Origin of the sequence: Streptomyces sp. SID5643 (assembly GCF_009872555.1) — a bacterium.
Classification (GTDB): domain Bacteria; phylum Actinomycetota; class Actinomycetes; order Streptomycetales; family Streptomycetaceae; genus Streptomyces; species Streptomyces iakyrus.
The window spans coordinates 1-16,760 of record NZ_WWIC01000097.1 but is presented as its reverse complement, the minus strand read 5'-3'; the positions used below and the strand labels follow the sequence as shown (position 1 = coordinate 16,760).

Below are 16,760 nucleotides of genomic sequence, written 5' to 3'. Positions count from 1 at the left end.
GAGCTGGGTTTAGAACGTCGTGAGACAGTTCGGTCCCTATCCGCTGTGCGCGTAGGAATATTGAGAAGGGCTGTCCCTAGTACGAGAGGACCGGGACGGACGAACCTCTGGTGTGCCAGTTGTTCTGCCAAGGGCATGGCTGGTTGGCTACGTTCGGGAGGGATAACCGCTGAAAGCATCTAAGCGGGAAGCCTGCTTCGAGATGAGTATTCCCACCTCCTTGAGAGGGTAAGGCTCCCAGTAGACGACTGGGTTGATAGGCCGGATATGGAAGCACGGTAACGTGTGGAGTTGACCGGTACTAATAGGCCGAGGGCTTGTCCTCAGTTGCTCGCGTCCACTGTGTTGGTTCTGAAACCACGAACAGCCCCACGTGCCACACGTGGTGCGGCGGTTCACAGTTTCATAGTGTTTCGGTGGTTATAGCGTAGGGGAAACGCCCGGTTACATTCCGAACCCGGAAGCTAAGCCTTACAGCGCCGATGGTACTGCAGGGGGGACCCTGTGGGAGAGTAGGACGCCGCCGAACAATCATTGAAAGGGTTGGACCCGGAACTTCGGTTCCGGGTCCAACCCTTTTTTGTTGCGCGTCACTTGAAGTTCACGTTGCGCAACGAGCATCCATTGCATGGGTACTGCTGCAATGCTCAGGGCCGCCGGGGTCGGACTCGGTGACGAGGTCGTCGTGCCGGCCTTCGGGAACGTCGAGGTCGCCGAAGCCGTGACCATGGCCGGCGCTCTGCCGGTGTTCGCCGACATAGACCCCGCCACCTACTGTCTCGACGCCGTCGCTGTGGAAGCTGCGGTCACCTCGCGCACCGCTGCCGTGGTCGTCGTACACCGCTTCGGCCGACTCGCCGACATGGGTCGGCTGCACGCCCTCGGGCAGCGGCACGGTCTGCTGGTGCTGGAGCAAGGGGAGTCGGAGGCGCCGTACGACGAGATAGCGCAGCGCAGGGAGAGGGCGGCCTATCTCGATGCCAAGTTGAGGGGTGTGCGGACGCCGGACGACGGTGACGGGCACACCTATCAGCAGTACGTCGTGCGGGTTCCGGGCAATGGGCGTCCCGATCGGGACGCCTTCGCGCGGGCCGTACGGGCCAGGGGAGTCGAGTGCCGGGTACCGGTGAAGACGCCCGTGCACCGGTTGCCCGAATTCCGTCGCTGTGTCGCGCTGCCGGAGACCGAGCGGGCTTCCGACGAGACGCTCGCGCTGCCGGTGGACGCATCGCTGACCAAGCGGGACATGCATCGGGTCGTGTCGGCCTGCAACGCCCTCGGAGGGTTGCTCCAGCCCGCCTTCTGACGTGGTTGGGAGCACAGGTCTGTTCGGGGTATGATCTATTCCGTTGCCGCGGGGGAGACCTCGCAAAGCAACAGGCCCCTATAGCTCAGTCGGTAGAGCGTCTCCATGGTAAGGAGAAGGTCAGCGGTTCGATTCCGCTTGGGGGCTCAAGCAGAAAAGGCCCCACCCTCACGGGTGGGGCCTTTTCCGTTTCCCTAGTCCTTGTGGGGGCCGGGGACGCGCATCGCGAGGATCGCCATGTCGTCCGAAGGGGCGTCCGAAGCGAAGCGTTCCACCGCGCGCATGATGCGGGCCGCCACCGCGCCGGCCGTGAGGCCCGTGCAGGTCGTGAGGACGTCGGCGAGGCCGTCGTCGCCGAGCATGCGGGCGCCCTCCCGGCGTTCGGTGACGCCGTCCGTGACGCACAGGAGGACGTCGCCCGGATCGAGGGTGACGGTCTGCTCGTAGAGCTCCAGGTCCTCGATGACGCCGAGCAGCGGCTGGGGTTCCGCGGCCGGTTCGACCGTGCCGTCCTGGCGCAGGCGCAGCGGGAGCGGGTGGCCGGCGCAGACGACCTTCAGTTCCGCGCTGCCGTCCTCCTGCGGGCGCATCTCGCCGTAGAGGAGGGTGAGGAAGCGGCTGCGGGCGCCTTCGTCGAGGATCGCGGAGTTCAGGCGCTCCAGGACCGTCGGGCCGGTGAGGCCCTCGCGGGCCAGGAGGCGCAGGGCGTGGCGGGCCAGGCCGGTGACCGCCGCCGCGTTCGGGCCCGTACCGCAGACGTCGCCGATGGCGAAGCCGTAGGCGCCGTCGCGGATGGGGAAGACGTCGTAGAAGTCGCCGCCGACCTCGTTGCCCTCGCCGGCGGCGCGGTAGATGACCTCGACCTCGACGCCGTCGATCTCGGGGAGCTCCGGGGGCAGGAGGCTGCGCTGGAGGGACTGGCTGATGGCCGTGCGCTCCGAGTAGAGGCGGGCGTTGTCCAGGGCGAGAGCGGCCCGGCGGGAGAGGTCCTCGGCGAGTTCCAGGATCTCCTGGCGGAAGTGTTCGTCGGTGGGCTTGCCGAGGGTCAGCATGCCGATGACACGGTTGCGGGCGACCAGCGGGAGGACCACGGTCTCGCCGCCGACGGCGGAGGCGGTCGCGAGGGTGGGGCCGATGCCGGGGGTGACCTGGCGCGTCGGGCTGCCGCTCAGGCCCAGGCTGCGCATGGAGCTGCGCAGGGCGGCCTGGTGGGCCACCTCGCCGGGGGCCGTCCACACCCGGGCGCCGGGGGTGGGGACCGGGTCGGGCGCGGGGACCTTCGACAGCAGGGACTTGATGCCGTCGATGAGTTCCTCGTCCTCGTGCAGGACGTAGGAGAGGTAGGGCTCGGAGGCCTGGTCGGCGATCGTGTAGACGGCGCACCAGGTGGCGAGGGTCGGCACGGTCATCTGGGCCATCAGGGCCAGGGTCTGGTCGCGGTCCAGGGTGCCGGCCAGCAGGTCGGACGCCTCGACGAGGAAGCTGAGGGAGCCGCGGCGCAGGCGCTCCAGTTCGCCCAGGCGGGCCGATTCGACGGCGAGGGCGATGCGGTCGGCGGCGAACTGGAGGCGCAGGGCCTCCTCGTTGGAGTATCTGGCGGGGGCTTCGGCGGCGACGCCGAGGGAGCCGGTGAGGCGGCCCTCCACCTTCAGCGGGACGGTGACGACCGAGCGCATGCCCGTGCCGTTCAGCAGTGGCACCGCGCCGGGGACCGCGGTCAGGTCGTCGTGGACGGCGGGCATGCGGGCCGAGCCGTAGCGGCCGGGGCCGGCTTCGACGGGGACGCGGGCGAAGCGCTGGCGGGCGGAGGGGAGGCCGGTGGAGGCGCGGACCTCCAGTTCCGTCTCGTCGTCGGTGGCGAGCAGGAGGAAGGCCGAGTCGCCGTCGAGCATGTCGCGGGCGCGCTCGACCGTGCGCTGGAGGAGGCCGTCGAGGTCGTCCGGGGCGGGGGAGCCGATGAAGACCTCGAAGGGGTCGGTGCTCTGGCCCTCGGAACCGCTGGAGGTGTCGGAGGCGGGGCCGCGCAGCGGGGTCTGCAGAACTGCCCGTTCGTGGTCCCGTACGAGGAGGCACACGGTTGACGGTTCGCCTGCGGTGTCGCGGACGCGCAGGTGGGAGGCGTAGACGGGGGTGACGCGGCCGGTGGCGGCGCGGATGCCGTAGCTGCCTTCCCAGCGGGAGAGGCGCAGGGCCTCCGCGATGCCGGTGCTGGTGCCGGGGGTGTGCGGCCAGGCCGCGAGGTCGGTCAGAGGCTTGCCGACGACCTGCTCGGCCGGGTAGCCGAAGAGGTCCTCGGCGTCCTCGTTCCAGGCGGCGATGTGACCGGTGCGGTCGACCTGGACGACGGCGACGCGGACCCGGCTGTCGGCCAGCGGGAGGAGGTCGGAGGGCAGGGCCGGGCCGGCCGTGCGGGTGCCCACCGCGCGTGCGGGCAGGTCCAGTTGGAACCAGACGGTCTTGTGGGTGGGGATGTATTCGACGCCCCAGCGGCCGGCGAGGGCCGCGCACAGCTGGAGGCCGCGGCCGCCCTCGCGGTCGGGGCTGCCCATGTTGATCGCCGCGCCCTGGAGGGGGATCTCGCGTTCGGGGTACCGGTCGGCCACTTCGATGCGGACGCCCTCGTCGCTGCGCAGGCACAGCACGTCGGCGGAGGTGCCGGCGTGGACCACGGCGTTGGTCACCAGTTCGCTCGTGAGAACGACGGCGTCGTCGACGATGTCCGCGAAGCCCCAGCCCTGGAGGGTGTCGCGGACGAAGGAGCGGGCGCTCGCGACCGATCGCCCGACGGGCTCGAAACTGGCGGCCGCGCGCGCGGTGATCACAGAACTCCTCGACCGGTTCTCGACGTGCTGGGCTGCGTTGCCGGCCGGCTCGCGCCGCTGCTGGGGCAGGGCGCCCGTCGGCCGGGGGTCCGGGGGCTGTCCCCCCGGGATCAGTCCGGTGGTCATGTTGTGTGCGGCCGCCCCTCCGATGCCCGCTCGTCTTCGTGCCACCGCCCAGGCCGGACGGACCGGCGCGGCTGGACAGCCGGATGCAAGGTTACTTACCTTCGCGGTCCGTGCGGATGCCGGTCTGCAGTGTTTCCGTCCGGAGGGTGTGCGGACGATGTGCGAAGCTGCCGAACTGTTATGGCCTGGTTCGGCCAGGGTGAAACACTGGGCAAGCTTCTTGTGAAGGTCGGGGCAGGCTGTGTGCCCGGAGGTGACCTTGGGCAGCAGCCCCCTGGAGACGGCCTGGCATGCAGGGCGGACAATACGCAGTAGTAACCGGTACGCCGAGCGTGGTACCCGAGCACAGCAGAGACGGTCGACCCCTGCGGGAGGGACACAGTGGAGTCTGGCGCAGCGACGCGTGGCAGGAAGACGCGCGCGAAAGGCGGACAGTCCCCGATCAACCAGGGCAAGGTGCGCAGTGGCACGACCGAGGTGGACACGGCGGCCCTGAACCGGCTGATGGCGGCCCTGGTGTCGATGCGGGACGGGAACTTCCGCAAGCGGCTCACGGTGTCGGGCGACGGCGTGATGGCCGAGATCGCGGCGGTCTTCAACGAGGTGGCCGACCGCAATCTGCATCTGACGGGTGAGCTGTCGCGGGTGCGGCGGATGGTGGGCCGCGAGGGCAAGCTCACCGAGCGGCTGGAGACGGGTGCCTGCGAGGGCTCCTGGGCGACGGCGATCGACAACTCGAACGCCCTGGTGGACGACCTGGTACGGCCGGTCTCCGAGGTCGGCCGGGTGCTGTCGGCGGTGGCGGAGGGTGATCTGTCGCCGCGGATGGAGCTGCGGACGCAGGTGCCGGACGGGAACAGCCAGCCGCTGCGGGGCGAGTTCCTCAAGGTCGGGCGGACCGTCAACAACCTGGTCGACCAGCTGTCGACGTTCACCGACGAGGTCACACGGGTGGCCAGTGAGGTGGGCACCGAGGGCAAGCTGGGCGGGCAGGCCCGCGTGCGGGGCATGTCGGGTTCGTGGCGGGACCTGACGGACTCCGTCAACACGATGGCGAACCGGCTCACCGCTCAGGTGAGGGACATCGCGTTGGTGACGACGGCGGTCGCCAAGGGTGATCTGTCCCGGAAGGTCACCGTGCAGGTGGCCGGCGAGATGCTGGAGCTGAAGAACACCGTCAACACGATGGTGGACCAGCTGTCGGCGTTCTCCTCCGAGGTCACGCGTGTGGCCCGTGAGGTGGGCACCGAGGGTGCGCTGGGCGGTCAGGCGCAGGTGCCGGGCGTGGCCGGTGTGTGGAAGGAACTCACCGATTCGGTGAACACCATGGCCGGGAACCTGACGGCCCAGGTGCGCGGGATCGCGGAGGTGACGACCGCGGTCGCCAGCGGTGACCTGTCGCGCAAGGTGACGGTGCCGGCGCGCGGTGAGGTCGCGCAGCTCGCCGACACGATCAACCAGATGACCGAGACCCTGCGGATCTTCGCGGACGAGGTCACCCGCGTGGCCAACGAGGTCGGGGCCGAGGGGCAGCTCGGCGGTCAGGCGAATGTGCCGGGTGCGGCGGGGACGTGGAAGGACCTCACCGATTCGGTGAACACGGTCTTCCGGAATCTGACCACTCAGGTGCGGGACATCGCCGCCGTCACGACGGCGGTGGCCAACGGTGACTTGTCGCAGAAGGTCACGGTGGACGTGGCCGGCGAGATGCTGGAGCTGAAGAACACCGTCAACACGATGGTCGACCAGCTGTCCGCCTTCGGTGCCGAAGTGACGCGTGTGGCGCGAGAGATCGGTGTCGAGGGTGAGCTGGGCGGCCAGGCGCAGGTGCCGGGCGCGGCCGGTACCTGGAAGGACCTGACGGACTCCGTCAACACGGCGTTCCGGAACCTCACCGGTCAGGTGAGGAACATCGCCCAGGTGACGACGGCGGTGGCCAACGGCGACCTCTCGCAGAAGGTCACCGTCGACGTGTCCGGCGAGATGCTCAAGCTGAAGAACACCGTGAACACGATGGTGGACCAGTTGTCGAGCTTCGCCGACCAGGTGACGCGGATGGCCCGGGACGTGGGCACGGAGGGCCGCCTGGGCGGTCAGGCCCGGGTGGACGGCGTCTCGGGCACGTGGAAGGAGCTCACCGACTCCGTCAACTCGATGGCCGGCAACCTCACTTCCCAGGTGCGCAACATCGCGCAGGTGACGACGGCGGTGGCCCGGGGTGACCTGTCGCAGAAGATCGACGTCGACGCGCGCGGCGAGATCCTGGAGCTGAAGAACACCATCAACACGATGGTCGACCAGCTCTCGGCCTTCGCCGACCAGGTGACCCGGGTGGCGCGCGAGGTGGGTACGGACGGCCGGCTGGGCGGTCAGGCGCAGGTGCCGGGTGTGGCCGGTGTGTGGCGTGACCTGACGGACTCCGTGAACGGCATGGCGTCCAACCTGACCGGTCAGGTGCGCAACATCGCCCAGGTGGCCACGGCGGTGGCCCGGGGTGACCTGTCCCAGAAGATCACCGTGGACGCGCGCGGGGAGATCCTGGAGCTGAAGAACACGCTGAACACGATGGTGGACCAGCTGTCGTCGTTCGCCGAAGAGGTCACGCGGGTGGCCCGCGAGGTGGGTACGGAGGGCATCCTCGGCGGTCAGGCCGAGGTGCAGGGCGTTTCCGGCACCTGGAAGGACCTCACCCAGTCCGTGAACGGCATGGCCAACAACCTGACCATCCAGGTGCGCAACATCGCCGAGGTCACGACGGCGGTGGCCCGGGGCGATCTGTCGAAGAAGATCACCGTCGACGCCAAGGGCGAGATCCTCGAGCTCGTCACGACCGTGAACACGATGGTGGACCAGCTCTCCTCCTTCGCCGAGCAGGTGACCCGGGTGGCCCGCGAGGTGGGCACCGAGGGCATCCTGGGCGGCCAGGCGCACGTGCCGGGTGTCACGGGCATCTGGAAGGACCTGAGCGACAACGTCAACCTGATGGCGAAGAACCTCACCACTCAGGTGCGGAACATCTCCCAGGTCTCGGCGGCGGTCGCCAACGGCGACCTGACGCGGCAGGTCACCATCGAGGCGCGCGGTGAGGTCGCGCAGCTCGCCGACACCATCAACACGATGGTGAAGACGCTGAGTTCGTTCGCCGAGCAGGTCACCAAGGTGGCCCGTGAGGTGGGCACGGACGGCATCCTGGGCGGCCAGGCGCACGTACCGGGTGTGGCCGGCACGTGGAAGGACCTCACGGAGTCCGTGAACCAGATGGCGTCCAACCTGACCGGTCAGGTGCGCAACATCGCCATGGTGACCACGGCCATCGCCAAGGGTGACCTGACGAAGAAGATCGACATCGACGCGCGCGGGGAGATCCTGGAGCTGAAGACGACCATCAACACGATGGTCGACCAGCTGTCGTCCTTCGCGGAGGAGGTCACGCGTGTGGCCCGCGAGGTGGGCACGGAAGGGCAGCTGGGCGGCCAGGCGCGCGTGCGGGACGTGGACGGCACCTGGCGGGACCTGACCGAGTCGGTGAACGAGATGGCCGGGAACCTGACCCGGCAGGTGCGTGCCATCGCGCGCGTGGCGACAGCGGTGACCCGCGGCGATCTGAACCTGAAGATCGACGTGGACGCGTCCGGGGAGATCCAGGAACTCCAGGACTACATCAACAAGATGATCGCCAACCTGCGCGACACCACGATCGCCAACAAGGAACAGGACTGGCTCAAGGGCAACCTGGCGCGGATCTCCGCGCTGATGCAGGGCCGCCGCGACCTGGAGGACGTGGCCTCGCTGATCATGAGCGAGCTGACCCCGGTCGTCTCCGCCCAGCACGGGGCGTTCTTCGTGGCGATGCCGCTCGTCGACGGCGAGGACATCAGCGCCACGGACGAGGACCAGTACGAGCTGCGCATGCTCGGCAGCTACGGCTACTCGATGGGCTCGATGCCGACGTCGTTCCAGCCCGGTGAGGCGCTGGTGGGGACGGCCGCCGAGGAGAAGCGCACGATCCTCGTGGAGAACGCGCCGAGCGGCTATCTGAAGATCTCCTCGGGGCTCGGCGAGGCGCCGCCCGCGCAGGTGATCGTGTTGCCGGTGCTGTTCGAGGGCAGCGTGCTCGGAGTCATCGAGCTGGCGTCCTTCACGCCGTTCACGCAGATCCAGAAGGACTTCCTGAACCAGATCGCCGAGATGATCGCGACGAGCGTCAACACCATCTCGGTCAACACCAAGACCGAGCTGCTGCTGGCTCAGTCGCAGGAGCTGACCGAGCAACTGCGCGAGCGCTCGGCGGAGTTGGAGCAGCGGCAGAAGGCCCTCCAGGCGTCCAACGCCGAACTGGAGGAGAAGGCCGAGCTGCTGGCGCAGCAGAACCGCGACATCGAGGTGAAGAACACCGAGATCGAGGAGGCGCGGCAGGTCCTGGAGGAGCGCGCCGAGCAGCTCGCGGTGTCGATGCGCTACAAGAGCGAGTTCCTGGCGAACATGTCGCACGAGCTGCGTACGCCGCTCAACTCGCTGCTGATCCTGGCCAAGCTGCTCGCCGACAACGCCGAGGGGAACCTCTCCCCGAAGCAGGTCGAGTTCGCCGAGACGATCCACGGAGCCGGTTCGGACCTGCTCCAGCTCATCAACGACATCCTCGACCTGTCGAAGGTCGAGGCGGGCAAGATGGACGTCTCCCCGACGCGGATCGCGCTCGTCCAGCTCGTGGACTACGTGGAGGCGACCTTCCGGCCGCTGACCGCGGAGAAGGGCCTGGACCTGTCCGTACGGGTCTCCCCGGAGCTGCCCGCCACGCTGCACACCGACGAGCAGCGGCTGTTGCAGGTGCTGCGCAACCTGCTCTCCAACGCGGTGAAGTTCACCGACTCCGGGTCGGTGGAGCTGGTCATCAGGCCGGCGCGGGAGGACGTGCCGCAGAAGATCCGGGAGCAGTTGCTGGAGACCGGGTCGCTGACCGATCCGGAGGCCGGGCTCATCGCGTTCTCGGTGACCGACACGGGCATCGGCATCGCGTCCAGCAAGATGCGGGTGATCTTCGAGGCGTTCAAGCAGGCCGACGGCACGACCAGTCGCAAGTACGGCGGTACCGGTCTCGGGTTGTCCATCTCGCGGGAGATCGCGCAGTTGCTCGGCGGTGAGATTTACGCGCAGAGCGAGCCCGGCCGTGGTTCGACGTTCACGCTGTATCTGCCGCTGCACCCCAGCGAACTGCCGCCGCAGGGCTACCAGCAGCAGTTGCCCGCCCTGGAGGCCGGCGACCTGGTGGCGTCGGCGTCCGAGCTGTCGGACGTGGAGGTCGAGACGCCGGCCGAGGTGACGTCGTACCGCGAGACGCAGAACGGGCCGGCTGCCCTGTTCCGGCGGCGGCGCAGGATGCCCGAGCTGCCGCAGCGCCCCGCGCAGCTGGAGCAGTGGACTCCGTCCGAGCAGGAGCCGGCGCCGAGGCCGAACCGCGGCATCCGGTTCGGCGGCCAGAAGGTCCTGATCGTCGACGACGACATCCGCAACGTCTTCGCCCTGACCAGCGTCCTGGAACAGCACGGCCTGTCCGTGTTGTACGCGGAGAACGGCCGGGAGGGCATCGAGGTCCTGGAGCAGCACGACGACGTGGCGGTCGTGCTGATGGACATCATGATGCCCGAGATGGACGGGTACGCGACGACCACGGCGATCCGCCGGATGCCGCAGTTCGCCGGACTGCCGATCATCGCGCTGACGGCGAAGGCGATGAAGGGCGACCGCGAGAAGGCCATCGAGTCGGGCGCTTCCGACTACGTGACGAAGCCCGTCGACCCCGATCACCTGCTGGCGGTGATGGATCAGTGGATGCGAGGGGAATGAGGGGAACGTTGGGCCGTTGCGCGACCATGCCGGGAAGGTTCGGTGTTCACGCGGAGTTGCGGACTCGGTGTGCGCATAGTCGTGTAGAAGTACAAGATCTGGGGAACCTTCTGGTCTCCTGCTGCGTTTCCGCTACGTGCACAGTGACATCGCGGTGACAGGGTGTGGCGACGGGCAGGGTGCGGCTACGATGACCGGCACAAGGACGGGCGGCGCAAGGGAGTCGTCCCCTGGGGCGGCACCCACCGGTGCTGCCGCAGGACCTGCGGACAGGGGAGGCCCCACGCCGGGGCGAGGAGGGCGGGCCATGGTGCAGAAGGCCAAGATCCTCCTGGTCGATGACCGGCCGGAGAATCTGCTGGCGCTGGAGGCGATCCTCTCTGCGCTCGATCAGACGCTGGTGCGGGCATCGTCCGGGGAGGAAGCGCTCAAAGCGCTGCTCACGGACGACTTCGCGGTCATCCTGCTGGACGTCCAGATGCCGGGTATGGACGGCTTCGAGACGGCCGCGCACATCAAGCGCCGCGAGCGGACGCGGGACATCCCGATCATCTTCCTCACGGCGATCAACCACGGCCCCCACCACACCTTCCGCGGCTACGCGGCGGGCGCGGTGGACTACATCTCCAAGCCGTTCGACCCGTGGGTGCTGCGCGCGAAGGTCTCCGTCTTCGTCGAGCTGTACATGAAGAACTGCCAGCTGCGGGAGCAGGCGTCGCTGCTGCGGCTCCAGTTGGAGGGCAACGGCAAGGACGCGGGCGGTGAGGCCAAGGAGTCGGCCGGACTGCTCGCGGAGCTCTCCGCACGGCTCGCGGCCGTCGAGGAGCAGGCCGAAGCGCTGACCAAGCAGCTCAACGACGAGTCGACGGACGCCGCCGCGGTGGCCACCGCGGCTCATCTGGAGCGCAAGCTCACGGGGTTGCGGCGGGCGCTGGACGCGCTGGAGCCGGGCACCGGGAGCACCTCCTCGGTGTCCTCGCAGAACTGACGCGTGTGCAGGTGGGATTGTCCACCCCGTGACCGCGCGTCAGTTTGACGCCTCTCCCGGAGCGACACGAACGGGTGAAGCGGTGGACACGCGTGTCCCCTGTCGTCTCCCCCGGTAACCTCACACCCATGGCCTCACGTCCCTCCGCAGCCAAGAAGCCGCCGCCCGCGAAGAAGGCGGCCGCGAAGGCTCCGGCGAAGAAGGCCGCCGCCAAGAAGGCTCCCGCGAAGAAGGCGCCCGCCCGGAAGGCCGCGGCCAAGAAGATCGCGCCCAAACCGGCCCCCAGTCCCACCGGCGGTATCTACCGGCTCGTGCGGGCCGTCTGGCTCGGTGTGGCGCACGCCGTCGGCGCCGTGTTCCGCGGCATAGGGCAGGGCGCGAAGAACCTCGACCCGGCCCACCGCAAGGACGGCGTCGCCCTGCTGCTGCTCGGTATCGCGCTGATCGTCGCCGCGGGCACCTGGGCCGACCTCAAGGGACCGGTGGGGGACCTCGTCGAGATCCTGGTGACCGGCGCCTTCGGCCGGCTCGACCTGCTCGTGCCGATACTCCTCGCCGTCATCGCCGTGCGGTTCATCCGTCATCCGGAGAAGCCCGAGGCCAACGGACGCATCGTCATCGGCCTGTCCGCGCTCGTCATCGGCGTGCTCGGCCAGGTCCACATCGCGTGCGGCTCACCCGCGCGCGACGCCGGTATGCAGGCCATAAGGGACGCCGGCGGTCTCATCGGCTGGGCCATGGCGACGCCGCTGTCGTACGCCATGGGGGACGTGCTGGCCGTGCCGCTGCTGGTGCTGCTGACCGTCTTCGGGCTGCTGGTCGTCACGGCCACCCCGGTCAACGCCATTCCACAGCGGCTGCGTCTGCTCGGGGTGCGTCTCGGGATCCTGCGCGACCCGGCCGAGGACGAGTTCGCCTTCGCCGAGGACGACGAGCGCTACGAGGAGCAGTGGCGCGAGGCGTTGCCCGCGCGCCCGCGCGGCCGACGCGCGCCGGCGCCTGCGGCGTACGACCCGGACAGTGCCGAGGAGGAGGCCCTGACCCGGCGCCGAGGCCGCCCTCGCCGCTCGGCGGTGCCGCAGCCCGACATGGACCGGCGCAGGGACGCCGTGGACGTCGCCGCGGCGGCCGCCGCCGCGCTCGACGGCGCCGTGCTGCACGGCATGCCGCCCTCGCCGGTCGTCGCCGACCTCACCCAGGGGGTACGGGTGGGGGACCAGGAGGCGACCACGCCGACGCCCGTCCCGGCCGCACGCCCCCAGCAGGACAAGACCCAGCAGGACAAGGCCCAGCAGCACAGGCCCGAGCAGGACGAGCCCGAGCCGCGGAAGCCGAGGGCGGGCGTCCGCGACCTCACCAAGGCTCCGCCCTCCGAACCGCGCGACCTGCCCCCGCGCGCGGAGCAGCTCCAGCTCTCCGGCGACATCACCTACTCCCTGCCGTCGCTCGACCTGCTGGAGCGCGGCGGTCCGGGCAAGGCGCGCAGCGCCGCCAACGACCTCATCGTCGAGTCGCTGACGACGGTCTTCACCGAGTTCAAGGTGGACGCCAGTGTCACCGGCTTCACCCGCGGGCCGACGGTCACGCGCTACGAGGTCGAGCTCGGCCCCGCCGTGAAGGTCGAGCGCATCACCGCGCTGACCAAGAACATCGCCTACGCCGTCGCCAGCCCGGACGTGCGGATCATCAGCCCGATCCCCGGCAAGTCCGCGGTCGGCATCGAGATCCCCAACACCGACCGGGAGATGGTCAACCTCGGAGACGTCCTGCGCCTGGCGGAGTCCGCCGAGGACGACGACCCGATGCTGGTCGCCTTCGGCAAGGACGTCGAGGGCGGCTACGTCATGCACTCGCTGGCGAAGATGCCGCACATGCTGGTCGCCGGCGCCACCGGCTCCGGCAAGTCGTCCTGCATCAACTGCCTGATCACCTCGGTGATGATGCGGGCGACCCCTGAGGACGTGCGGATGATCCTGGTCGACCCCAAGCGGGTCGAACTCACCGCGTACGAAGGCATCCCGCACCTGATCACGCCGATCATCACCAACCCCAAGCGGGCCGCGGAGGCGCTCCAGTGGGTCGTACGCGAGATGGACCTGCGCTACGACGACCTGGCCGCCTACGGCTACCGGCACATCGACGACTTCAACAAGGCCGTGCGCGAGGGCAAGGTCAAACCGCCCGAGGGCAGTGAGCGCGAGCTCCAGCCGTACCCGTACCTGCTGGTCATCGTCGACGAGCTGGCCGACCTGATGATGGTCGCGCCGCGGGACGTCGAGGACGCGATCGTGCGCATCACCCAGCTCGCGCGAGCGGCCGGCATCCACCTGGTGCTCGCCACACAGCGGCCGTCGGTGGACGTCGTCACTGGTCTGATCAAGGCGAACGTGCCGTCCCGGCTGGCGTTCGCCACCTCCTCGCTGGCCGACTCGCGGGTCATCCTCGACCAGCCGGGCGCCGAGAAGCTCATCGGCAAGGGCGACGGGCTGTTCCTGCCCATGGGGGCCAACAAGCCCACCCGTATGCAGGGCGCCTTCGTCACCGAGGAGGAGATCGCGGGCGTCGTCCGGCACTGCAAGGACCAGATGACGCCGGTCTTCCGGGACGACGTCGTCGTGGGCACCAAGCAGAAGAAGGAGATCGACGAGGACATCGGCGACGACCTCGACCTGCTGTGCCAGGCGGCCGAACTGGTCGTCTCCACGCAGTTCGGGTCGACGTCGATGCTTCAGCGCAAACTGCGGGTCGGCTTCGCCAAGGCCGGCCGGCTGATGGACCTGATGGAGTCGCGGAACATCGTGGGACCGAGCGAGGGTTCGAAGGCTCGTGACGTTCTTGTGAAGCCTGACGAGCTGGATGGCGTGCTCGCCCTGATCCGGGGGGAGTCTGAAGGGTAGGGAACGGGACGCGGTGATCGCCTCGCGGGCGTTACGGCAAACGGGTGTCCGGATCGTGACTCACCCGTAAGGGATCATCGAGCAACCGTTTCCCTGCGGCGTACGTCAAGTTGAGGGAAGCGACAACCAGCGACCCCACCATCGGAATGTCGGGCCATTCCGATGGCGTACAAAGTGACACCGCCCGGTTGCCCCACCCTTTTGGTACCCCCCTAGACTGAACTTCCAGCACAGGCGGCTACACGCTCGAAAGGCGCCCCCGTGTCCATCGGCAACTCCCCTGAAGACGAGCGTCCGTTCGAAAACGAGCACGTCGAAGCAGACCACGAGGAAGCCCGCCCCTCGATCGGCAGTGCCCTGCGGCAGGCTCGTATCGCCGCCGGGCTGACCGTCGACGACGTCAGTAGCGCCACCCGGGTCCGCATGAACATCGTGCACGCGATCGAGGCGGACGACTTCTCCCCCTGCGGTGGAGACGTCTACGCCCGTGGGCACATCAGGACCCTGGCCAAGGCCGTCCACCTCGACCCCGAACCGCTGCTCGCCCAGTACGGCGACGAACACGGCGGGCGTCCGGCACCGACCCCGGCAGCACCTCTCTTCGAGGCGGAACGCATCCGCCCGGAGCGGCGGGGACCCAACTGGACCGCCGCCATGGTCGCGGCGATCGTCGCCGTGATCGGTTTCGTCGGCTTCACGATGTTCCAGGGCGGCGACGAAGGCGGCAACGAGGCGAACGTGGCCGAGGGGGCCACGCCCGGCGACTCCGTCTCCCCGACCACCAAGACCAAGAAGCCCGCCGCCCCCGAGCCGTCCGACAGTGCCATCGCGGCGGCGCCGCAGGACAAGGTGACCGTCCGGGTGGCCGCAGCCGACGGCCGCAGCTGGATCGCCGCCAAGGACCACAACGGCCGGATGATCTTCGACGGCGTTCTCAAGCAGGGCGACACCAAGACCTTCCAGGACAGCTCGAAGGTCCACCTCGTCCTCGGAGACGCCGGGGCGATCGACCTCTTCGTCAACGGCAAGAAGATCGAGGAGAACTTCCAGCCGGGGTCCGTGGAGCGCCTGACGTACACGAAGGGCGACCCCGAAGCCGGGTGACCGGGCCGAAAAGTCCGGTTGATGCGGGGTTGGCCGGGAAACGGCCAACCCCGTCGACGTGGGGTGTCAGCGGGACGAAGTAGTCTTGAGTCCATGCCTGAACGCCGTACCGTCGCACTCGTCACCCTTGGCTGCGCCCGTAACGAGGTGGACTCGGAGGAGCTCGCAGGCCGTTTGGAGGCGGACGGCTGGCAGCTCGTGGAGGACGCCGAGAACGCGGACGTCGCCGTCGTGAACACCTGCGGCTTCGTCGAAGCCGCCAAGAAGGACTCCGTCGACGCCCTCCTCGAAGCCAACGACCTGAAGGGGCACGGCAGAACCCAGGCCGTCGTGGCGGTGGGCTGCATGGCCGAGCGGTACGGCAAGGAACTCGCCGAAGCTCTCCCCGAGGCCGACGGCGTGCTCGGCTTCGACGACTACTCGGACATCTCGGACCGCCTGCAGACCATCCTCAACGGCGGCATCCACGCCTCGCACACCCCGCGCGACCGGCGCAAGCTGCTGCCCATCAGCCCGGCGGAGCGCCAGGAGTCGGCGGCCGACGTCGCGCTGCCCGGGCACGGCCCGGCCGAGCCCGCCGTCGCGCCGGCGGATCTTCCGGAGGGCCTCGCCCCGGCCTCCGGTCCGCGCGCGCCCCTGCGCCGCCGCCTGGACGGCTCCCCGGTCGCCTCCGTCAAGCTCGCCTCCGGCTGCGACCGGCGCTGCTCCTTCTGCGCCATCCCGTCCTTCCGTGGCTCCTTCATCTCCCGCCGCCCCAGCGATGTGCTGAACGAGACGCGGTGGCTGGCCGAGCAGGGCGTGAAGGAGATCATGCTGGTCTCCGAGAACAACACCTCCTACGGCAAGGACCTGGGCGACATCCGCCTGCTGGAGTCCCTGCTGCCCGAGCTCGCCGACGTCGACGGCATCGAGCGGGTGCGCGTCAGCTACCTCCAGCCCGCCGAGATGCGGCCCGGCCTCATCGACGTACTCACCTCGACCCCGAAGATCGCGCCCTACTTCGACCTGTCCTTCCAGCACTCCGCGCCCGGCGTGCTGCGCGCGATGCGCCGATTCGGCGACACCGACCGGTTCCTGGAACTGCTCGACACCATCCGCAGCAAGGCGCCCGAGGCCGGTGTCCGCTCCAACTTCATCGTCGGCTTCCCCGGCGAGAGCGAGGCAGACCTCGCCGAGCTGGAGCGGTTCCTGAACGGCGCGCGGCTCGACGCCATCGGCGTCTTCGGCTACTCCGACGAGGAGGGCACCGAGGCCGCGACCTACGACGACAAGCTCGACGAGGACGTCGTCGCCGAGCGGCTGGCCCACATCTCGCGACTGGCCGAGGAGCTCGTCTCGCAGCGGGCCGAGGACCGCGTCGGCCAGAGCGTGCGGGTCCTCGTCGAGTCCGTCGACGAGGACGGCGTGTACGGCCGTGCGGAGCACCAGGCGCCGGAGACGGACGGCCAGGTGCTCCTCACGAGCGGCGCGGGTCTGCGTGTCGGCCGTATGGTCGAGGCGAAGGTGGTCGGTACGGAAGGTGTCGACCTGGTGGCCGAGCCGCTGCAGGGCTCGCTCACGTCGCCTGCGTGGAGTGAGGAGGCGGGCAGATGACCGGTGTCCCGGCATCCGCGGCGGGAGGCGCCTCCGGCGCGAGAAGGGCGGCGGCCGGTGCCGCCGCCGCGACGCCCGCT

7 protein-coding genes, 1 tRNA gene and 2 rRNA genes are annotated in these 16,760 nt (G+C 69.2%); 9 read left to right on the top strand and 1 reads right to left on the bottom strand.

The genetic code is table 11. The annotated features are described in order from the left end of the window. From GTY56_RS12040 to GTY56_RS12025, 4 genes are all read left to right on the top strand, one after another. Positions 1-325: ribosomal RNA gene (locus GTY56_RS12040) — 23S ribosomal RNA — on the top strand; the annotation flags it as partial. A gap of 87 nt (positions 326-412) precedes the next feature. After that, positions 413-529, top strand: a 5S ribosomal RNA gene (rrf, locus tag GTY56_RS12035). A 114-nt stretch (positions 530-643) separates the two neighbouring features. Continuing rightward, a complete protein-coding gene (locus GTY56_RS12030) occupies positions 644-1,306 on the top strand; it encodes a DegT/DnrJ/EryC1/StrS family aminotransferase (protein WP_161365057.1) in 663 nt (220 codons plus the stop codon). 74 nt (positions 1,307-1,380) lie between these two features. Further along, a tRNA-Thr gene (locus tag GTY56_RS12025) sits at positions 1,381-1,453 on the top strand. 47 nt (positions 1,454-1,500) lie between these two features. On the opposite strand, the gene GTY56_RS12020 is transcribed toward GTY56_RS12025, so the two are convergent. Continuing rightward, positions 1,501-4,254 (bottom strand): SpoIIE family protein phosphatase, encoded by a 2,754-nt coding sequence (locus GTY56_RS12020; RefSeq protein ID WP_161365053.1) that lies wholly within the window; start codon positions 4,252-4,254, stop codon positions 1,501-1,503. Between the two features lie 381 nt (positions 4,255-4,635). Between GTY56_RS12020 and GTY56_RS12010 the strand changes: the two genes are divergently transcribed. From GTY56_RS12010 to rimO, 5 genes are all read left to right on the top strand, one after another. Next, on the top strand, positions 4,636-10,098 hold the full coding sequence (locus GTY56_RS12010) for a HAMP domain-containing protein (protein ID WP_346345467.1): 5,463 nt from the start codon (positions 4,636-4,638) through the stop codon (positions 10,096-10,098). A gap of 307 nt (positions 10,099-10,405) precedes the next feature. Continuing rightward, positions 10,406-11,086 carry a response regulator gene (locus GTY56_RS12005; RefSeq protein ID WP_030853408.1) on the top strand — a complete coding sequence of 227 codons (681 nt, stop codon included), beginning with the start codon at positions 10,406-10,408 and terminating at the stop codon, positions 11,084-11,086. A gap of 128 nt (positions 11,087-11,214) precedes the next feature. Then, positions 11,215-13,983, top strand: coding sequence for a DNA translocase FtsK (locus tag GTY56_RS12000; protein WP_202510048.1), 2,769 nt, complete (start codon positions 11,215-11,217; stop codon positions 13,981-13,983). 261 nt (positions 13,984-14,244) lie between these two features. After that, entirely contained in the window at positions 14,245-15,087 is an 843-nt protein-coding gene (locus tag GTY56_RS11995) for a RodZ domain-containing protein (RefSeq protein WP_161365049.1), read from the top strand. 93 nt (positions 15,088-15,180) lie between these two features. After that, a complete protein-coding gene (rimO, locus tag GTY56_RS11990; protein ID WP_161365047.1) occupies positions 15,181-16,680 on the top strand; it encodes a 30S ribosomal protein S12 methylthiotransferase RimO in 1,500 nt (499 codons plus the stop codon). Positions 16,681-16,760 lie beyond the last annotated feature (80 nt).

Coding starts and splice junctions, on each gene's coding strand:
- GTY56_RS12005 (WP_030853408.1), top strand. CDS start 10,406: ATGGTGCAGAAGGCCAAGATCCTCCTGGTCGATGACCGGCCGGAGAAT.
- GTY56_RS12030 (WP_161365057.1), top strand. CDS start 644: ATGCTCAGGGCCGCCGGGGTCGGACTCGGTGACGAGGTCGTCGTGCCG.
- rimO (WP_161365047.1), top strand. CDS start 15,181: ATGCCTGAACGCCGTACCGTCGCACTCGTCACCCTTGGCTGCGCCCGT.
- GTY56_RS12000 (WP_202510048.1), top strand. CDS start 11,215: ATGGCCTCACGTCCCTCCGCAGCCAAGAAGCCGCCGCCCGCGAAGAAG.
- GTY56_RS12020 (WP_161365053.1), bottom strand. CDS start 4,254: ATGACCACCGGACTGATCCCGGGGGGACAGCCCCCGGACCCCCGGCCG.